The following is a 17,002-nucleotide window of genomic DNA, read 5'->3' on the forward strand; positions in this document are numbered from 1 at the left end:
CCGGCGCGTGTCCGCGTGCCCCGGCGCCGCGGCGGCATGATCAGCGTACGGCGGCCGGCTTGGGCGCGGGCCTCTCCGAGCGGGCCCGACGCGGCCCGGGGGGATTCTGTAGCGAGTGCTATAGGCTGGCCGCATGGCGACCACGACCCGGGCCACCGGCCCCGCGAAGCGCGGCAGGCCCCGCGGCTTCGACCGCGAGGCCGCGCTCGCGCAGGCCACCCTGCTGTTCTGGGAGCGCGGGTACGAGGCCACCTCGATCGGCGAGCTGACCCGCGTGATGGGCATCAACCCGCCGAGCCTGTACGCCGCCTTCGGCGACAAGAAGGCCCTGTTCGGCGAGGTCGTCGCCACGTACGGCGAGACGTTCGGCGCCTTCACCGGCCGTGCGTTGGAGGAGGAGCCCACCGCGTACGGCGCCATCGCCCGCATCCTGCGCGAGGCCGCCGCCGTCTTCGCCGACCCGACGCACCCGGCCGGCTGCATGATGATCAGCGCCTGCACGAACGTGGCCCAGCAGAGCGACGAGATCGAAGCCGACCTGCGCGCCCGCCGCAACGCCAACGTCGACGCATGGGAGGCCCGCATCCGCGCCGCCCGCGACGCCGGCGAAACCACCCCGGACACCGACCCGGCCGGGCTCGCCGGTTTCTACGCGGCCGTCTTCCAGGGCATGTCCCAACGCTCACGCGACGGCGCGACGCGCGAGCAGCTCCGAGCGATCGCCGACCTCGCCATCGCCGCCTGGCCGTCGCCGCGGGCCTGACGAGGCCTCACGGAGTTGCCGCCCGCGACCCGAGACCCCTGACCCGAGACCCGCGACCCGCGACCCGCGACCCGCGACCGGTGACCGGTGACCCGTGACCGGTGACCCGCGACCCGCGCGGGCCGCCGTGGCGCTTCTGTCGGAGCGCGCGAGCGGCCACCTGCGGTCGACGGGCCCGACGTGACCTTTCCGGCCATCGGGGTCTCGCGCGGGAGCGGCGACGCGCAGTCCGCGCGGCGCGTCGTGACGCCGCACCCTGAGCACGGTTCTCGCGGGTCGGAAGGCACCGCGACGAGCCCTGGCGCAGGAGTCGGCCGCTGCCACTGACCGTGTCGGGGAGACCGGACCACGCAGACCAGTCGTCTCGACGTCGCTCCCGCCATTCGACCTCGCGCAGGTCGGACGCCGGCGCCCGCAAGGCGTCGGCGCCACCTCGTCGTCAGGCGCGGCGCGGATACCGCGTCGTCAGGCTCGGCGCCCCTGTCCGCCCGGCGGCACAATGGGCTTATGCCTCGCATGCGCAAAGGCACTGCGGCACTGGGTAGTTCAGTCTTCTTCGCCCTCGCGCCCGGCATGGTCGCAGGGGTCGTGCCGTGGTTGTTGACCGGGTGGGGGAGCGGCGGCACCGGGCCGTTCGGCGGTGCGGTGCGGTCGGTCGTCGTGTTGTGCGGCGGTGTGCTGCTCGCGGGCGGGGCGGGGGTGCTCGTCCACGCGTTCGTGCGGTTCGTCGTGGAAGGGCTCGGGACGCCGGCGCCCGTCGCCCCGCCTGTGCACCTGGTCGTCGGCGGGCTGTACCGCTACGTCCGCAACCCCATGTACATCGCCGTCGTCGCGGCCGTCGTCGGTCAGGCGGCGGTGCTGTGGCGGGGTGTGCTCGTCGTCTATGCGTTGGGGCTGTGCGTGTTGTTCGGCGCGTTCGTGAAGGGTTATGAAGAGCCCGCGCTGAGGCGCCGCTTCGGGGTCGAGTACGACGTCTACTGCGCCCGGGTCAGGGCCTGGGTGCCGACCGCACCCAGGCCCTGAACCCCGTCACGCCGCGCGCAGGCCGCGGAGGCGGCGCCGCACCGGACGCATCCTGTGCCGGATGGGCTTGTTCGGGACGTCCGCGGCGGGTTCCTCGTCGGGTGCGGCGGCCGCGGCGAGCACCTGCGCCGGGATCGGCGCGGGGATCGGCTCGGGTGCGGGGTCGGGGGCCGCGACGAGGACCGGCGGCGGGGTGGGATCGGCGGTCTGCGGCGGGCTCTCGTCCTGCGTGCCGGGCGCGGGGGTGCGGCTGCCGGTGGCTCCCGGCCCGAGCATGCGTTCCTCGAACCAGGCGAGGCCCGGTATGAGGCCGAACATGACGAGCGGGGCCACGAGGGCGAGGACGAGGTACATGTGCGCCGCCTGAGTTCGGAGGTGAAGGCCGCGCCACGCCCCGGTGGATCCGGGCGGGAGGCGGCCTCGATGCCGTACCGCTTCTTCTGACGACTAACCGAGAGCTATTCGGCCAAACGTGTCATTTTGGCAAAACGCCCACTCGGATAGTGCTCATGTGTGATCTAGATCGATCGTATGCGGACACACAGGAACTTTCCTGGCGAGAAGGGCCGTCCCGGGTGACGGCAAGCCGATGGTTGACGCGGGCCGGGCGTGCGGGTGACGGTGGGGCGGTGAAAATACGCGTCGGCGTCGGGCTCGGTCCCCGGAATCCCGCTGACGAGGTCTCGTTCGGGGCGCTCGTCGACCGTTGTGAAAAGCTCGGCGTCGATTCGCTGTGGCTGCCCGACACCGTCACCAGCGACCTGCCCGACCCCCATGTGGGCATGGCCTTCGCGGCCGGCCGCACGGCGCGGCTCAAGCTCGGGACCGGGGTCTCGGTCCTGCCCGGGCGCAACCCCGTGGCGGTGGCGAAGGAGCTGGCCACGCTCGCCGATCTCGCGCCGGGGCGGATCCTGCCCGCGTTCGGACTGCAGCACGCGCGGGCGTTCGAGCGGCCCTTGTTCCCCGCGCCCGGGCGCCGCGGCGACGTGTTCGACGAGGCGCTGACGCTGCTCCGCCGCCTGCTCGGCGAGGAGCAAGTGACGTTCCAGGGAGCCTTCTTCGCGTGTGAGGGCATCACCGTCCGGCCCCGCGTCGAGCGTCCGCTCGACCTGTGGCTCGGGGGAAGCGGGCCCGCGGCGCTGCGCCGGGTGGGGCGGCTCGCGGACGGGTGGCTCGCGGCGACCGTGACGCCCGACGAGGCGGCGCGCGGCCGGGTCGCGATCGAGGCCGCGGCGGCCGAGGCGGGGCGGGTCGTCGAGGACGACCACTTCGGGCTGAGCCTCCCGGTCGCGTTCGGCGACTATCCGGAGGCGCTCGTCCGCACGCTCCGCGAGCGGCAGCCAGACGTGGATCCCGCGCAGCTCGTGCCGGTCGGCTGGGCGGCCGCGCGCCGGTTCGTGCGGGACTGCGTGGCGGGCGGCATCAGCAAGTTCGTGATCCGCCCCGCGACCCCGCCCGCGTCGTGGGAGGCGTTCCTGGACGAGTTCTGCCAGGAGATGTCGCCGCTCGAGACGTGACGGACCGCCGGAGCCGAGGGCCCGCGAAACCGCGTTTCCTGGCGCGCGCATTCTGGTGACAGACCTGAGACATAGCGGGTGCAACCTGAGCTTCGGCTGATCGCGTCAATCGGGCAGAAGCGCACGACACACGCATCCATGCAGGTCAATGAGGGGTTGAAGGGCTTTGAAGAAGACACGCATATCGGTGGCCGCGGCGGTGGCGGTAATTCTGGCCGCCTCTGCGTGCAGTTCCGGCTCTTCGTCAGACAAGAACGACGCCAAGGCGCAGCCTTCGGTGTCGGCGAGCGCGGCGCCTTCCTCGGCGGCGGCGTCCCCGGCCGGATCGCCGTCGACCTCGGCGCCCACGACCAGCGCGAGCGCGTCGCCGTCCGCGTCGGCGAGCTCGTCCGCACCCGCGACCAGCGCCTCACCGACCGCGAAGCCGACGACGGCCAAGCCCACGACGAGCAAGCCGACCACCAGCAAGCCGGCGACCACGAAGCCGCCCGCCAAGCCCGCCGCCGGCAACCTCGACGCGCGCTGCATGACCGGCCGCGCGATGTGCGTCGACAAGACCACCCGCCGGCTGACCTGGGTCATCGACGGCGTTCCGCAGTACTCGACGGAGGTGCGCTTCGGCTCGGCCGAACTGCCCACCCGTGAGGGCGCGTTCACGGTCCAGTCGAAGTCGAAGGACCACGTCTCGACGATTTACCACACGTCGATGCCGTACGCGATGTTCTTCAGCGGCGGCCAGGCCGTGCACTACTCGCCGGACTTCGCCGCCAACGGCTACAACGGCGCGTCGCACGGCTGTGTGAACGTCCGCAACAAGGCGCTGATCCAGCAGCTGTTCAACGAGGCGCGGATCGGCGACAAGGTGATCGTGTACCGCTCGTAGCCGACCGACGGACGTACGTGGAAGGGCGGCGCCACCCTGCGGTGGCGCCGCCCTTCGCGTGTGCGCGGTCAGCGCGCGAGCACGGCGTCCAGCAGTCGGCGCGCCTCGGCGAAGAACTCCGGCGCCTCCTTCGGCTCCGCGCAGAACGCCTGGATCGGCAGGTGCACGGCGGTCGCGCCGGCCGCGACGACCTCGGGCACGTTGTCGATCGTGCGGGCGAGGTCGAAGCGCCCGTCGTCGCCCTTGACCATCGGGACCGGGCCCTGGACGCGCAGCGCCGCCGGGTCGCGCCCGGCGTCGGCGAGCGCGGCCCGGACGGTCTCGACGTCGCGCGCCATGTCCTGCGTGGACAGGCCCATGATCGGGATCCAGCCGTCGCCGGAGTCGACGATGCGGGCCAGGTTGCGCTTGTTGAGGCTGCCGCCGATCCAGAGCGGAACGCCGCCCGGCTGCACGGGCTTGGGCTCGCAGTAGGTGTCGGTGAAACCGACCGTCGGCGACTCGAACGCGGCCGGGGTCTGCGTCCACAGCGCCTTGCACGCCGCGAGGGTGTCGGTGAGCAGCTGTCCGCGCCGGTCCCAGGCGAGGCCGGCCGCGTCGTACTCCTCGCGCTGCCATCCGGTGGCGACGCCGAGTTCGAGGCGGCCGCCGCTGATCTGGTCGATGGTGGCGGCCGTCTTCGCGAGCAGCGTCGCGCCGCGCAGCGGGGCGATGAGGATGCCGGTCGCGAGCCGGATCCGCTCCGTCACGGCGGCGATCGCGCTGAGCAGGCTGAGCGGTTCGGGCCACGCGGCCTCGGGCGGGGTGGGGAAGCGGCCCCACACGTACTTGTCGGTGTGCGGACCCATGACGACGTGGTCGACGAGCACGACGCGGTCGACGCCGGCGTCCTCCGCGGCGCGCGCGACGTCGATGAAGCCGCGCCAGTCGCCCTGCGGCCATGTGCCGAAGTTGGGCAGGCCGATGGACAGTTGTACGTCGGTGCTCATGAGTCCTCCAGTGCCGGTACGAGCGTGTGCGGCCGGTCGGGGTCCGGCCAGGTGCGGGGTGTGGATCGGGCGTTCGAAGTGCGTCACGGCCGGGCCGGCGGGACGCGGCCGGCGCGTGCGGCGTCCACCACGGCGTCGCCGAGCGCGGCCCGGGCGTACGCCTCGAACGACGGGGCGGCGCGCAGTTCGTGGCCGCCGTCGACGGCGATCGACTGCCCGGTGGTCCACGACGACTCGGGGCCGGCGAGGTACCGGACGGCCTCGGCGATGTCGTCGGGCAGACCGGTGCGTCCGAGCGGCATCTGGGCGACGAAGTCCGCGACGAGCGCCTCGTCGCGGAAGATCCCGGAGTCCTCCTGGGAGCGGACGAGGCCGGGGCGCACGGCGTTGACGCGGACGCCCGCCGCGCCGAGTTCGTCGGCGGCGACGCGGACCAGCGCCTCGAGCCCGGCCTTCCCGGCCGCGTAGCCGGCCAGGTAGGGCCACGACAGCCGGGCCGACACGGTGGAGACGGCGACGATCGAGCCGCCGCCGGACGCGGCGATCGCCGGCGCCGCGTACTTGACCGCGAGGAACGCGCTGACGGTGTTGCGCCTCAGGTCCTCGGCGAAGGCGTCGTCGTCCATCGCGAGGATCGGGGCCAGGGTGCCGCCGCCGACGGTGGCGACGCAGATGTCGAGGCGGCCGTCGGGGCCCTCCTGGCTCGCGGGGGCGGTGGCCGCCGCCACCGCGGCGCGCACGCCGTCGGCGGTGCACGCGTCTCCGGCGACCCACCGGACCTCCGCGCCGTCCGCGGCGAGGGCGCGCAACCGGTCGGCGGTCGCGGCGAGTTCGGCCTCGCGGCGGGCGGTGAGGGTGACCGAGCAGCCGTCGCGCAGCAGCCGTGCCGCGCAGGCGGACGCGATGCCGCCGCTGCCTCCGGTGACGAGCGCCATCCGGCCGGCGAGGGGGAGCTCGCCCGGGCGGGGGAGTGGTCCGGTCATCGATGGACCGCCTTTCGTGCCGTGCTGCGTCGGTGGTGCCTGGTTCCTGCGTGGTCCTGGGCGGGCGCGGTCCCCGGCACCCGACGGCGGATCTGACTCATCGTCAGTCCGCCTGCCAGGCCGTTATATCGCAAAACATTCGAGCTGTAATCATTCGGGCTCGCACGATAGGGTCCCGCTCATGACCGAGCGCGAAACGGGTGGCCGGCGCGGTGTGGTGCCGCAGGGCGCGGGCCTGCCCGGCCTGACCCCGCTGCTGTACGCCGCGACCGCGCGGCTCGACGCGCACTTCGCGGCCAGCGCCGCCGCGACCGGACTCACCTCCGCACAGGCCAACGCCGTGTACGAGCTCGCCGAGCCGGCCGGCATGCGCGAGCTCGGCCGCCGCATGTGCTGCGAGCCGCCCAACGTCACCTTCGTCGTCGACCGCCTGGAAGAACGCGGCCTGGTCCGCCGCGCCCCGCTGCCCGGCGACCGGCGCGCAAAGCAGGTGCTGCTCACCGAGGAGGGGCACGCGGTGCGCGCCGCGCTGCTGGAGCGGCTCGCCGTCGAGCCGCCGCTGCGCGGCCTGTCCGACGCCGACCGCCGCACGCTGCGCACCCTGCTCGCGCGGGCGCTAGACGCCGACGGCGGGCCGGCCGAGGCCGCGTACGCCGTGACCTCGGACGCACGCCAACCGGAATGACGGATTGCGTCAAGCATCTGGCTCTCGACGGCCCGTGACACTAGCCTGACGCTCCATCAGCTCCACTGGGCACGGGGCGTCCGCCGGGCCGCGGGCGCCGGATCAGGAGAACCGCATGGCTGTGTTCGCGCTTCGCTTCGACTTCCGGAACCCGGCGTTCGCCGGCACCACCATGGGCGAGCGCTACGCGGCCGCGCTGGACATGGTCTCCTGGGCCGAGGAGCGCGGCTTCATGATGGTGACCCTGTCCGAGCACCACGGCTCCGCCGACGGCTACCTGCCGCGCCCGCTGCCGATGGCCGCCGCGATCGCGTCGCGCACCAAGAACATGCTGGTCACCATCGCCGCCATCCCGGCCCCGCTGCACGACCCGCTGCACATGGCCGAGGAACTGGCCGTCGTCGACCTCATCAGCCAGGGCCGGGTCAGCGTCGTCCTCGCGAACGGCTACTACGGGCCCGAGTTCGCGATGTTCGACCGGTCGCTGAAGGACCGCGCCAAGCTGACCACCGAGATGGTGCACACGCTGCGCGCCGCGTGGACGGGTGAGCCCTTCGAGTTCCGCGGCCGCACCGTCCAGGTCACGCCCACGCCGTTCCAGGCGGGCGGCCCGGCGATCATCCTCGGCGGCAGCGTCGAGGCGGCGGCGCGCCGCGCGGCCCGGATCGCCGACGGCTTCATGCCGTCCAACCCGGACCTGTGGGAGTTCTACCGCGACGAGAAGCTCAAGCTCGGCCAGGAGGACCCGGGCCCGTACTTCGGCGGCGACACCGGCTTCCTGCACCTGTCCAAGGACCCCGAGGCGGACTGGGAGCGCATCGCGCCCTACGCGATGCACGAGGTCAACGCCTACGGCGAGATGATGGCCGCGGCCGGCACCGAGGGCGCGGGCGGCTACGCGCGGGTCGACAGCGTCGAGGCGCTCAAGGCGACCGGGCAGTACCGCGTCATCACCCCCGAGCAGTACGTCGACGAGCTGAAGGCCGCCGGCGACGTCGCGTTCGGCCTGTTCCACCCGATGATGGGCGGCATCCCGCCGGAGCTCGGCTGGGAGAGCCTGCGCCTGCTGGAGACCGAGGTCATCCCCAACCTGTGAGCACCGGTGCCCCGGGGCCGGCCCGTCCGGCCCCGGCGGCCCGCTAGTGCCCGGTGGGCGCGCCGGCCACCAGGTCCTTGAACCTGTCCCACCACGTGCGCTCCCCGGGCGGGAACCGGCGGAGCGCCTTCTCGCGCTTGCGTGAGCCCTCCGGGTAGCGCCAGCGTGCCCACGGCGAGTCCGGCTTTGCGATGCGCGCCGTCCCCACCATGGCGACGAACGGCACCAGGATGCCGATCAGCCCCGTGGACACCTTGCCCTTGAAGATGGCCGCGAGGGCGAACGCCAGGTTGATCGCGATCACGAAGAACGCCACCGGCACGCTGTCGCCCGGGCCGATGTCGAACGGGTTGGCGCCGAGCATCAGCAGCAGGCCGATCCCCGCCGCGCCCAGGACGGCGTTGACCGACTTGCGGCCCTCGGCCGACCAGTAGACGTCGTCCATGTAGACCCACAGCGCGAACTCGTCGAGCGTGAGCGCCGCGCCGGCGCCGAACAACGCCGCCAGGATGCCGCGGGCGACGCCGCCCGGCTCGTACGCGAACTCCGCCGCACCCGCGATCAGCATCATGAAGATGCCGAACACCTGGTGGTGGACGTGCACCCCGCCGCCGCCGATGTTGCGGAACGGCCCCTTGCCGGCCCGGATCATCCGGGTGATGGTGCGGGTGAGCAGGAACGTCAGGATGAACGCGAGGACCATCCAGCCGATCGCGTGCCGCACCGGGTTGGTGTCCGTGCTGACCTTCACGTCCGCCGGCGCGGCCGCTATGACGACCGTCCGGAAGACCGGCTCGGCGGCGGTGTGGGCGGTGGTGAGGTACGCGTGCATCCGTCGTCTTGCCCCGAACTTTCTGGATGAGCCGGTTTCGATACATGATCGAGTGTGCTGGAGCCGTCCACCTCACGCTGTAAGGAGCGCCGGGCATGTCCCTCCCAACCACCTCTACGGCCGTCAGCTACCCCGCCGGGGAGGTCACCGGCAAGTCCCCGGTGCTCGCGGTGCCCGTCCTCCCGGACGGCAGGTGGGCGGTGGTCGTCGCCGAGACGCCCTTCCACCCGCTCGACCACACGTGGCCCGACCAGCCCGCCGACTCCGGCACGCTGACCGTCGCCGGCCGCGAGCTGCCGGTCGTGGACTGCCAGACCGGCGGGGTCGGCCCGGACGGCGAGTTCGCGGTGGCCGCCGAGATCCCGGTGCGGCGTGGCGACGAGGCGTGGGCGTGGCTCGTCCTGCACGTCGTCGACGCGGTGCCGGGCGTCGAGCCGGAGTCCCTGGTCGGCGAGGACGCCGTGCTGTCGGTGGACGCCGAGCGCCGGGCCGCGCTCAGCGCCGGGCACACCGCGTGCCACCTGATGGCGTTCGCGCTCAACGAGGCGCTCGCCGACCGCTGGCGCAAGGAGGTCCGCACGGACGCGCTCGGCCGCCCCGACTTCGACCAGCTGGCGATGGACACCTCGAAGATCGCCGAGTGGGCCAGCCGCGATGAGTACCGCATCGGCAAGTCGCTGCGGAAGAAGGGCTTCGGCACCGAGGACCTCGCCGCGGCGCTGCCGGACGTCGCCGCGCGCGCCAACGCGACGCTGGCCGGGTGGCTGGCGACCGGCGCCGAGGTGCGCCTGGAGGTGCCCGACACCGCGCTGACCGCGCGCCGCGTGTGGCACTGCGCGCTGCCGGACGGCGACGCGCACATCCCGTGCGGAGGCAGCCACGCGCACAGCCTGGCCGACCTGGCGTCCGTCGTCGTCGAGCTGGACCTGTCGGAGGACGGCACGGAGCTGGTGGCCCGCACGGCGGTGACGGCGGCGGGCTGAGCCGCCGCGGGGGCGGCGGGAACCGGGTCACGGCGGCCCACGTTACTTCCGGAAAAGATTCTCTTTACTTTTCCATGACCTTGACCGGAAGGCCGCCGTGACCACCCTCAGCCTCGGGCCCGCCTGGCTCGACCCCGAGCACCTGATCTCGACGTTCGGCCTCCTCGGCATCCTCGCGATCGTCTTCGCCGAGTCCGGGCTGCTCGTCGGGTTCTTCCTCCCGGGCGACTCGCTGCTGTTCACCACCGGCCTGCTGGTCGCCGACGGCGAGTACCTCGGGCAGCCGCTGTGGCTGGTCTGCCTCCTGCTGGTCGCCGCCGCGGTCGCCGGCGACCAGGTCGGGTACCTGTTCGGGCGCCGGATCGGGCCGGGCCTGGGCCGGCGCCCGAACTCCCGGCTGTTCAAGCAGGAGAACGTCGCCAAGGCGCACGCGTTCTTCGAACGGCACGGGCCGCGCTCGATCGTGCTCGCGCGGTTCGTGCCGATCGTGCGGACGTTCACACCGGTCGTCGCGGGCGTCGCCGGCATGCGGTACCGCACCTTCGTCGTCTACAACGTCGTCGGCGGCGTGCTGTGGGCGTGCGGCGTCACCGTGCTCGGCTACTTCCTCGGGCAGGTCGGGTTCGTCCGCGACAACGTCGAGGCCATCCTCGTCGGCATCGTCGCCGTGTCGGTGCTCCCGATCGCCGTCGAGGTGCTCCGTGCCCGTGCCGGGCGGGCCGCCTGACCCCGGCGGCGTACAACCGCGTGCTTGGCGGCGGTACCGTCTGCCCATGCGTCCTCACCTCGCCGCGCAGACCTCGCTGCCGCCCCTGTGGAGCCTCGACCGGGTGCCCGGCGCGTCGGCATGGCTGGCGCACACCGAAGACGGCGAGCTGCTCGTCCTGGACGACTCGCTCGCCACCGTGCGGAGGATCGCGCTCCCGAGCGACTGGAAGGGCGGCCACGCGGTCGCGCCCGACCTGTCCTTCGTCGCGGCGTCCGGGCCCGACCGGGTCTGCGTGCTGGACATGACCGGGCGTCAGATCTGGTCGCACCCACACGCCGACTGGGAGTTCGAGGAGTCCGGGTCGTGCGTCGTGAGCACCGACGCCCGCGCGGTGTGGGCCGTGCTGCGCACCGAAGAGGCCGACGTGTGCGCGCTGTTCGACGCCAAGGACGGCACCGTGCGGCGTTCCGCGGCACTGCCGGCGCAGACCGTCGGCTCCGAACTCCTACCGCACCCCGACGGGATCCACGTCGGCGTCGCGTCCGGGCACGGCGACGACGCGTACCGGATCTTCCTCGTCGCCTCCGACGGCACCGGCCCGGCACGCGAACTCCCGGCGTCCGAAGAGCCACGCATCCTGATCGACATCCAGCCCGGCTCGGGGCTCATGCTGACGACGCCGTACGGCGACGGCCCGCTCGCCCTCCTGCGCTCCCCCGACGGCGGCATCGTCGCGGCCCGCCAACCCGGCACCCTGCTGCCGGGCGACGACGAGGTCTTCGACTTCTACGCCGGCTTCCTCGGCCCCGACCGCGTCCTGGCCGCCTCCTCCGACCAGCGCCACCTGGTCTTCTCCGTCCCCGACCTCCGCCCGGTCGCCGAGATCGAATACCCGGACACCACCGAACGCGCCTGGCTCGTCGTCCGCCACGACGGCACCTGGGTAACCGCCGACCCCGACACAGGCCTGGTCCGCCTCTGGCGCGCCGAAACCGGCGTCTTCACCCGCTGACCCCACCCCGACGAACCGCCTGGCGCGACGGCTGTGCGGACGCCGAGCGACGAGGCGGCGGCCCTCGCTCGTCGGCCAGCCGCTCCGCGACGGCACCGGGGTGGCCGCCGACCGCCGCCTGTGGCGTGCGGCGACGGGCGTGTTCATCCGCTGAACCCGGGCCCTGCCCCGACGAGCCGCCTGGCGCGACGGTTATGCCCGCGCAGCCCCTGCGCGGTCGCTCGCTGCACCCGACGGGCTCGCGCTTGCTGCGCGGCTCCTCCCGCCGGGCGGGCGACGCTGTCGAGCTGGTCGGCGATGCGGCAGCGCTCGCTTGCTGGCCGTCCGATGCGGGACGGCGCCGGAGGTAGTGCCTCTGCGGCCCGGGTGACCCGCGGCGATCTCGCCTGCCCTTTCGCGGCCTGCGCCCGCCCCGGCACGCAGGCTTGCGCTGCCGTCAGCTCCACGGGTGGCTCGTTCACGGCCGGAGGCCGGTCTGTCGGCTGATCGGGCTAAATGTACATCTCGTGATGCGGAAGTCACTCAATGTAACTAGCGTGACTGGTGTGACCCACAAGCGGAATGCCTTGTTCCGGTCGGTTGCCCGTGGGGCGCCGCCGGTGGGGTTTGCGCTGGTGTTGCTGGCCGGGCCTGCCGTTGCGGATGACCCGGGTGGGTATCCCGGCGCCGACCAGGTCGCCCGCGCGCAGCGCGAGGTGCACGATCGGGCCGCTGACGTCGACCGGATCCAGGGGGAGCTCGACCGGGCCCGAGGTGAGCTCGATCGGCTCGGGGTGGAGGCTGCGCGCGCTGTTGAGGCGCACAACGGGGCGCAGGCGCGGGCTCGGAACGCGGGGGTGGCGTTGGAGGCGGCGCAGGCCGGGGTCGTGGCCACGGGGGCGGCCGCCGAGGAGGCCCGTGTCGGGCTCGGGCGGCTCGCGGCCGAGTCGTACCGTCGGGACGGCGGGACCCGGCTCAGCGCCCTGGGCGTCCTGCTCGACTCCGGTACCCCGGCGGACGCCGTGCTGCGGGCCGAGGCCGTCCGGCGCGCGCTGCACGAGCGTGACGAGACCGTGCGCCGCAGCGCCGACGCCGCCAGGCGGGCCGCCACCGCGCGGCAGGCCGCCGCGGAGGCTTCCCGCGTGGCGCGTGACGCCGCGGACGCGGTCGCCGCGGCGTACCGGGCGGCCGCCGACAAGGTCGGCGAGCAGGAGCGCCAGGTCCAGGACTTCGCCGCCCGGCAGACCCGCCTCGTGGCCGAACTCGCCGCCGCGCGCGGGACGTCCGTCGAACTGGAGCGGCAGCGCCAGGAGGGCCTCGCCGCCGAGGCGCAGCGCAGGGCCGAGGAGGAGGCCCGCCGCCGCGCGGAGGACCGTGCCGCGCAGGCCCGTCGGGACGAACCGCGGCGCGACCAGGGGCAGTCCAGGCCCCGCCCGGGCGGTTCGGCGCCGGTGCGCGCCGGCGCGGCGGCCGCGATCGCGTACGCGAAGGCGCAGCTCGGCAAGCCGTACGTATGGGGCGGCGAGGGCCCGGACGGCTTCGACTGCTCGGGCCTGGTGATGCAGGCGTGGCGCCGCGCGGGCGTCGAGCTGACCCACTTCGCCGCGACGCAGTACGCCGAGAGCCGTCCGCTCCGCTACGCCGACCTGCGCCCGGGCGACCTGCTCTTCTGGACCGAGACCCCGCGTGCCCAGGACATCCACCACGTGGCGATGTACCTCGGCGACGGCCTGATGATCCAAGCCCCGAACCCGGGCGCCGTGGTCAAGGTCAGCGGCATGTTCTCCATGGGCACGCCGGACTTCTATGCGCGCCCCTGAGCCCCGCCGGCCGGACGCGCGAGGGCGGCCGCCGGAAGCTCCGGCGGCCGCCCTCATGTGCAGCGTGTGCGGGTCAGTGGTGACCCGACTCCTTGAGGCGCTTGAACGACGCCTCGACCTCGGCCTCGGCCTCGGTGCGGCCGACCCAGTCGGCACCCTCGACCGACTTGCCGGGCTCCAGGTCCTTGTAGACCTCGAAGAAGTGCTGGATCTCGAGGCGGTCGAACTCCGGCACGTGGTGGATGTCGCGCAGGTGCTCCATGCGCGGGTCCGTCGCCGGGACGCACAGGACCTTGTCGTCGCCGCCGGCCTCGTCGGTCATGCGGAACATGCCGATCGCGCGGCAGCGGATCAGCACGCCGGGGAACGTCGGCTCCTCCAGCAGCACCAGGGCGTCCAGCGGGTCGCCGTCCTCACCCAGGGTGTCCTCGATGAAGCCGTAGTCGGCCGGGTACCGCGTCGAGGTGAACAGCATGCGGTCGAGCCGGATGCGACCGGTCTCGTGGTCCACCTCGTACTTGTTCCGCGAACCCCGAGGGATCTCGATGGTGACGTCGAACTCCAAGGCTCCTCCATCCATGGTCGGGCGGGATTGTTAGGGTCTGTCCGTAAAGTCCGCAGTGCATCCAGCAGGACACCCTGCGGACTGCGGACACCCGGCCGCCTAGTAGGGACGGTGGGCGGTGTGGCGGCGGGGGAGTCCCGCACCCCCGGGAGGGTGACGGGAGTCCTGCCGGAACCCCGAACAGAACCTAGTCTGCTGACAGTGTCTCGCATGCCCGAGCGGGCTGCCGAAGCGGACCGTGGTTTACGACTGTCGAAAGGGGTTGGTCGCGCGTGCCCAGGGTGAGGACGGTGGCCCTGGCGGCGACCATCGCCGGTGTCCTGCTCGCCGTTCTCGCGGTGTGGGCAGCAGGTCCTTGGCGTAACGGTTATCGCGTTTCCGAGCACCACGGAGAGCACGGCGACAGCGGCGCCGGAGTGCCCGCGCAGGCGGCCGGCGCGTATCCGGGCGGCGGTGCGAGTGAGAGGCGTATCACAGCGCCGGTCCTCGCCCCGGTCGACGAGAACCCCGCCGGGCCCGCCCCGACCGACGCGGGCGTGCAGCAGGCGCTCATGCCGCTGCTCGCCGACCCGCTGTTCGGCGGCAAGGGCAAGGTGGCGGTCTCCGTCGTCGACGCGGTCACCGGGCGCCCGCTGTTCGCCTCGGACGCCGACCGCGGCGCGACCCCGGCCTCCACGACCAAGATCACCACGGCGGTCGCGGCGCTCGCCGCGCTCGGCCCCGACAAGCGGATCGCCACCCGCGTCGTCGCCGGCTCCGAGCCCGGCACCATCGTGCTGGTGGGCGGCGGCGACCCGACGCTGTCCGGGCTCGACGGCAAGGCGTACGCCGGCGCCTACAGCCCGGCCCGCCTCGACCAGCTCGCGCTCGCCACCGCCGACGCCCTGCGCGCGGCCGGCGTCACCCAGGTCAAGCTGCAGTACGACACGTCGCTGTATACCGGCCCGGTCAGCCACCCCATCGGCGTCAACGACAACATCGCCCCGGTCGTCCCGCTCATGGCCGACGAGGGCCGCGTCGACGCCACCAAGACCGCCGTACCCGGCACGCGCCAGACCGACCCCGCCGGCAAGGCCGCCGACCAGTTCGCGCAGCTGCTCGCGAAGCAGTCCATCGCGGTCAACGGCAAGGCCACGGCCGGCACCGCGCCGCCCGCCGGTGCCCCCGGCACACCCGGCGCCGAGCTCGCCGCCGTGCAGTCCCCGCCGATGGCCGCCGTCGTCGAGCAGATGATGACCGCGAGCGACAACGACATCGCCGAGGCCCTCATCCGCCAGGTCGCGCTCGCGAAGGGCAGGCCCGCCTCGTTCCAGGGCGGCACCGAGGCCGTGCGCGACGTCCTGACCGGGCTCGGCGTCAACCTCGGGCAGATGGCCCTCAACGACGGCAGCGGCCTCAACCGCGCCAACAAGCTGCCGCCGGCCGTGCTCACCCAGCTGCTCACCCTCGCCTCGTCGCCCGCCCACCCGACGCTGCGCCCCGCCCTCACCGGCATGCCCGTCGCGGGCTTCACCGGCACCCTCACCGAGCGGTTCGACGCCAAGGGCGCCACCGACGCGGCCGGGCTCGTCCGCGCCAAGACCGGCTCGCTGACGGGCGTGAGCACGCTCGCCGGGATAGTGCGCGACAAGGACGGGCGGCTGCTCGCGTTCGCGTTCCTCGCCGACCAGATCCCCGGCAACGCCGAGGCCGCGCGCACCCCGCTCGACAAGCTCGCCGCCGCGTTGGCCGACTGCGGCTGCGGCACCGCGCCGCCCGCCGCGCCGCCCGCCGCGCCGCCGGCCGTACCGTCCGGCGCCGCGGCCGGATGACCCGGCCCCGATCCCGCCGCGCCGCGGCGGATTCGCCTCGAACGCCGGGCCAAACGGCTCTCCTGCGCAGCGCGGGGACCGCTGTTGCACGTACGGTGGCCGTATGACGAGCGGTGCGGACATGATCGACTGGGACCTGGCCGTCGCGACGGCGAACCGGCTGGTGCGTTCCGGGCCCGAGGTGACACGGGACGAGGCCCGCGCCGTCGTCGCCGAACTGCGCGTGCACGCCGGCGAATCCGAGGGCCACGTGCGGACGTTCACGCGCCTCGACACCCGCGGCAACGACACCCCCGTGCTCGTCGTCGACCGGCCCGGCTGGGTGCGCGCGAACGTCGCGGGCTTCCGGCACGTGCTGCGGCCGCTGCTGGACAAGATGAACGAGCGCCGCGAGACCATCCCCGGCGGCAACGCGCTGTCCGGCGTCGGCAGCAAGGTCACCGGCGTCGAACTCGGCACGCTGCTCTCGTTCCTGTCCGCGCGCGTCCTCGGCCAGTACGAGACGTTCGCGCCCGGCGTCGGCGACCCGACCCCCGACGGCCCCGCGCCCGCCGGCCGACTGCTGCTGGTGGCCCCCAACATCGTCCAGGTCGAACGCGAACTCGACGTCGACCCGAGGGACTTCCGGCTGTGGGTGTGCCTGCACGAGGAGACCCACCGCACCCAGTTCACCGCCGTGCCGTGGCTGCGCGACCACCTCGAGCAGGAAGTGCACGCTTTCCTCACCGAGACCGAGGTCGACCCGGCCGCGATGCTGCGCCGCTTCCGCGAGGCCGCGCAGGCCCTCGTCGGCGCCCGCCGGGACGACGCGCAGCAGGACACCTCGCTCGTCGAACTCGTCCAGACCCCCGTGCAGCGCGAGATCCTGCACCGCATCACGGCGGTGATGTCGCTGCTCGAGGGCCACGCGGACTACGTCATGGACGGCGTCGGCCCGCAGGTCATCCCGACCGTCGCGGAGATCCGCGAGAAGTTCCAGCAGCGCCGCGCGCGCGGCACCGGCCGCCTCGACCTCGCGCTGCGCAGGCTGCTCGGCATGGACGCCAAGCTGCGCCAGTACCGCGACGGCGAGCGGTTCGTCCGCACCGTCGTCGACCAGGTCGGCATGGAGGGCTTCAACCGGGTCTGGACGTCGCCCAACACGCTGCCGACACGCGCCGAGGTGGCCGATCCGCAGACGTGGGTCGACCGGGTGCACGGGACGCGCTCGGGAACCAACTGAGAGTATCCGGGCGACTACTTTCCGGTGCGACACTCCGAAAGCTTCACGCGGTCGGGCCAGTGCGTGCCGTAGCTTGGAGAGAAGGCTCGGGCCCGCTTTTTCGCGCCCCGCCACGGCACCACCGCTGAGC

At 73.5% G+C, this 17,002-nt stretch carries 18 protein-coding genes; 12 read left to right on the plus strand and 6 right to left on the minus strand.

Annotated features, from left to right (window positions below):
- Nucleotides 1-133 precede the first annotated feature (133 nt).
- A complete protein-coding gene (locus QI554_RS17640; protein ID WP_281470963.1) occupies nucleotides 134-763 on the plus strand; it encodes a TetR/AcrR family transcriptional regulator in 630 nt (209 codons plus the stop codon).
- A 507-nt stretch (nucleotides 764-1,270) separates the two neighbouring features.
- A complete protein-coding gene (locus tag QI554_RS17645) occupies nucleotides 1,271-1,786 on the plus strand; it encodes a methyltransferase family protein (RefSeq protein WP_281470965.1) in 516 nt (171 codons plus the stop codon).
- Nucleotides 1,787-1,792: 6 nt separating this feature from the next.
- On the opposite strand, the gene QI554_RS17650 is transcribed toward QI554_RS17645, so the two are convergent.
- Nucleotides 1,793-2,140 carry a hypothetical protein gene (locus tag QI554_RS17650; protein ID WP_281470967.1) on the minus strand — a complete coding sequence of 116 codons (348 nt, stop codon included), beginning with the start codon at nucleotides 2,138-2,140 and terminating at the stop codon, nucleotides 1,793-1,795.
- A 275-nt stretch (nucleotides 2,141-2,415) separates the two neighbouring features.
- Here QI554_RS17650 and QI554_RS17655 point away from each other — a divergent pair, with 275 nt between their 5' ends.
- Together QI554_RS17655 and QI554_RS17660 are read left to right on the plus strand one after the other, a co-directional pair.
- Nucleotides 2,416-3,303, plus strand: a complete 888-nt coding sequence (locus QI554_RS17655) for a TIGR03854 family LLM class F420-dependent oxidoreductase (RefSeq protein ID WP_281470968.1) — start codon at nucleotides 2,416-2,418, stop codon at nucleotides 3,301-3,303.
- Nucleotides 3,304-3,469: 166 nt separating this feature from the next.
- A complete protein-coding gene (locus QI554_RS17660; RefSeq protein WP_281470969.1) occupies nucleotides 3,470-4,186 on the plus strand; it encodes a L,D-transpeptidase in 717 nt (238 codons plus the stop codon).
- Nucleotides 4,187-4,254: 68 nt separating this feature from the next.
- Here QI554_RS17660 and QI554_RS17665 read toward each other — a convergent pair whose 3' ends face one another.
- Nucleotides 4,255-5,175, minus strand: coding sequence for a TIGR03619 family F420-dependent LLM class oxidoreductase (locus QI554_RS17665; RefSeq protein ID WP_281470970.1), 921 nt, complete (start codon nucleotides 5,173-5,175; stop codon nucleotides 4,255-4,257).
- Between the two features lie 83 nt (nucleotides 5,176-5,258).
- Nucleotides 5,259-6,158 carry an SDR family NAD(P)-dependent oxidoreductase gene (locus QI554_RS17670; RefSeq protein WP_281470971.1) on the minus strand — a complete coding sequence of 300 codons (900 nt, stop codon included), beginning with the start codon at nucleotides 6,156-6,158 and terminating at the stop codon, nucleotides 5,259-5,261.
- 181 nt (nucleotides 6,159-6,339) lie between these two features.
- On the opposite strand from QI554_RS17670, the gene QI554_RS17675 reads away from it, so the two are divergent.
- Together QI554_RS17675 and QI554_RS17680 are read left to right on the plus strand one after the other, a co-directional pair.
- The gene (locus QI554_RS17675) at nucleotides 6,340-6,843 is read left to right on the plus strand and encodes a MarR family winged helix-turn-helix transcriptional regulator (RefSeq protein WP_281470972.1); all 504 of its coding nucleotides are present in this window, start codon (nucleotides 6,340-6,342) and stop codon (nucleotides 6,841-6,843) included.
- Nucleotides 6,844-6,958: 115 nt separating this feature from the next.
- On the plus strand, nucleotides 6,959-7,939 hold the full coding sequence (locus tag QI554_RS17680; protein ID WP_281470973.1) for an LLM class flavin-dependent oxidoreductase: 981 nt from the start codon (nucleotides 6,959-6,961) through the stop codon (nucleotides 7,937-7,939).
- Nucleotides 7,940-7,982: 43 nt separating this feature from the next.
- On the opposite strand, the gene QI554_RS17685 is transcribed toward QI554_RS17680, so the two are convergent.
- The gene (locus QI554_RS17685; protein WP_281470975.1) at nucleotides 7,983-8,771 is read right to left on the minus strand and encodes a hypothetical protein; all 789 of its coding nucleotides are present in this window, start codon (nucleotides 8,769-8,771) and stop codon (nucleotides 7,983-7,985) included.
- Between the two features lie 95 nt (nucleotides 8,772-8,866).
- On the opposite strand from QI554_RS17685, the gene QI554_RS17690 reads away from it, so the two are divergent.
- The 3 genes from QI554_RS17690 to QI554_RS17700 all read left to right on the plus strand — a co-directional run bounded on the left by QI554_RS17690 (nucleotide 8,867) and on the right by QI554_RS17700 (nucleotide 11,475).
- Nucleotides 8,867-9,754 (plus strand): alanyl-tRNA editing protein, encoded by an 888-nt coding sequence (locus tag QI554_RS17690; RefSeq protein WP_281470977.1) that lies wholly within the window; start codon nucleotides 8,867-8,869, stop codon nucleotides 9,752-9,754.
- A gap of 97 nt (nucleotides 9,755-9,851) precedes the next feature.
- The gene (locus QI554_RS17695; protein WP_281470978.1) at nucleotides 9,852-10,481 is read left to right on the plus strand and encodes a DedA family protein; all 630 of its coding nucleotides are present in this window, start codon (nucleotides 9,852-9,854) and stop codon (nucleotides 10,479-10,481) included.
- A gap of 46 nt (nucleotides 10,482-10,527) precedes the next feature.
- A complete protein-coding gene (locus QI554_RS17700; protein ID WP_281470979.1) occupies nucleotides 10,528-11,475 on the plus strand; it encodes a YncE family protein in 948 nt (315 codons plus the stop codon).
- Between the two features lie 518 nt (nucleotides 11,476-11,993).
- Here QI554_RS17700 and QI554_RS17705 read toward each other — a convergent pair.
- A complete protein-coding gene (locus QI554_RS17705; RefSeq protein ID WP_281470980.1) occupies nucleotides 11,994-12,278 on the minus strand; it encodes a hypothetical protein in 285 nt (94 codons plus the stop codon).
- A gap of 33 nt (nucleotides 12,279-12,311) precedes the next feature.
- On the opposite strand from QI554_RS17705, the gene QI554_RS17710 reads away from it, so the two are divergent.
- Nucleotides 12,312-13,274, plus strand: coding sequence for a C40 family peptidase (locus QI554_RS17710; protein ID WP_281470981.1), 963 nt, complete (start codon nucleotides 12,312-12,314; stop codon nucleotides 13,272-13,274).
- 73 nt (nucleotides 13,275-13,347) lie between these two features.
- On the opposite strand, the gene QI554_RS17715 is transcribed toward QI554_RS17710, so the two are convergent.
- Nucleotides 13,348-13,839 carry an inorganic diphosphatase gene (locus tag QI554_RS17715; protein ID WP_281470982.1) on the minus strand — a complete coding sequence of 164 codons (492 nt, stop codon included), beginning with the start codon at nucleotides 13,837-13,839 and terminating at the stop codon, nucleotides 13,348-13,350.
- A gap of 272 nt (nucleotides 13,840-14,111) precedes the next feature.
- Here QI554_RS17715 and dacB point away from each other — a divergent pair, with 272 nt between their 5' ends.
- Together dacB and QI554_RS17725 are read left to right on the plus strand one after the other, a co-directional pair.
- Nucleotides 14,112-15,650: a D-alanyl-D-alanine carboxypeptidase/D-alanyl-D-alanine endopeptidase gene (gene dacB, locus QI554_RS17720; protein WP_281470983.1), complete on the plus strand. Its 1,539-nt coding sequence runs from the start codon at nucleotides 14,112-14,114 to the stop codon at nucleotides 15,648-15,650.
- A gap of 121 nt (nucleotides 15,651-15,771) precedes the next feature.
- The gene (locus QI554_RS17725) at nucleotides 15,772-16,872 is read left to right on the plus strand and encodes a zinc-dependent metalloprotease (RefSeq protein ID WP_281471040.1); all 1,101 of its coding nucleotides are present in this window, start codon (nucleotides 15,772-15,774) and stop codon (nucleotides 16,870-16,872) included.
- The last annotated feature ends 130 nt before the right edge of the window (nucleotides 16,873-17,002 follow it).

Source organism: Yinghuangia seranimata (assembly GCF_029953285.1).
In the GTDB taxonomy this organism is placed as follows: domain Bacteria; phylum Actinomycetota; class Actinomycetes; order Streptomycetales; family Streptomycetaceae; genus Yinghuangia; species Yinghuangia seranimata.

What these genes read in the sequence shown, in the direction of transcription:
- QI554_RS17680 (WP_281470973.1), top strand. Translation starts at nt 6,959, where the DNA reads ATGGCTGTGTTCGCGCTTCGCTTCGACTTCCGGAACCCGGCGTTCGCC.
- QI554_RS17685 (WP_281470975.1), bottom strand. Translation starts at nt 8,771, where the DNA reads ATGCACGCGTACCTCACCACCGCCCACACCGCCGCCGAGCCGGTCTTC.
- QI554_RS17650 (WP_281470967.1), bottom strand. Translation starts at nt 2,140, where the DNA reads ATGTACCTCGTCCTCGCCCTCGTGGCCCCGCTCGTCATGTTCGGCCTC.
- QI554_RS17725 (WP_281471040.1), top strand. Translation starts at nt 15,772, where the DNA reads ATGATCGACTGGGACCTGGCCGTCGCGACGGCGAACCGGCTGGTGCGT.
- QI554_RS17670 (WP_281470971.1), bottom strand. Translation starts at nt 6,158, where the DNA reads ATGACCGGACCACTCCCCCGCCCGGGCGAGCTCCCCCTCGCCGGCCGG.
- QI554_RS17690 (WP_281470977.1), top strand. Translation starts at nt 8,867, where the DNA reads ATGTCCCTCCCAACCACCTCTACGGCCGTCAGCTACCCCGCCGGGGAG.
- QI554_RS17645 (WP_281470965.1), top strand. Translation starts at nt 1,271, where the DNA reads ATGCCTCGCATGCGCAAAGGCACTGCGGCACTGGGTAGTTCAGTCTTC.
- QI554_RS17700 (WP_281470979.1), top strand. Translation starts at nt 10,528, where the DNA reads ATGCGTCCTCACCTCGCCGCGCAGACCTCGCTGCCGCCCCTGTGGAGC.
- QI554_RS17675 (WP_281470972.1), top strand. Translation starts at nt 6,340, where the DNA reads ATGACCGAGCGCGAAACGGGTGGCCGGCGCGGTGTGGTGCCGCAGGGC.
- QI554_RS17665 (WP_281470970.1), bottom strand. Translation starts at nt 5,175, where the DNA reads ATGAGCACCGACGTACAACTGTCCATCGGCCTGCCCAACTTCGGCACA.
- QI554_RS17640 (WP_281470963.1), top strand. Translation starts at nt 134, where the DNA reads ATGGCGACCACGACCCGGGCCACCGGCCCCGCGAAGCGCGGCAGGCCC.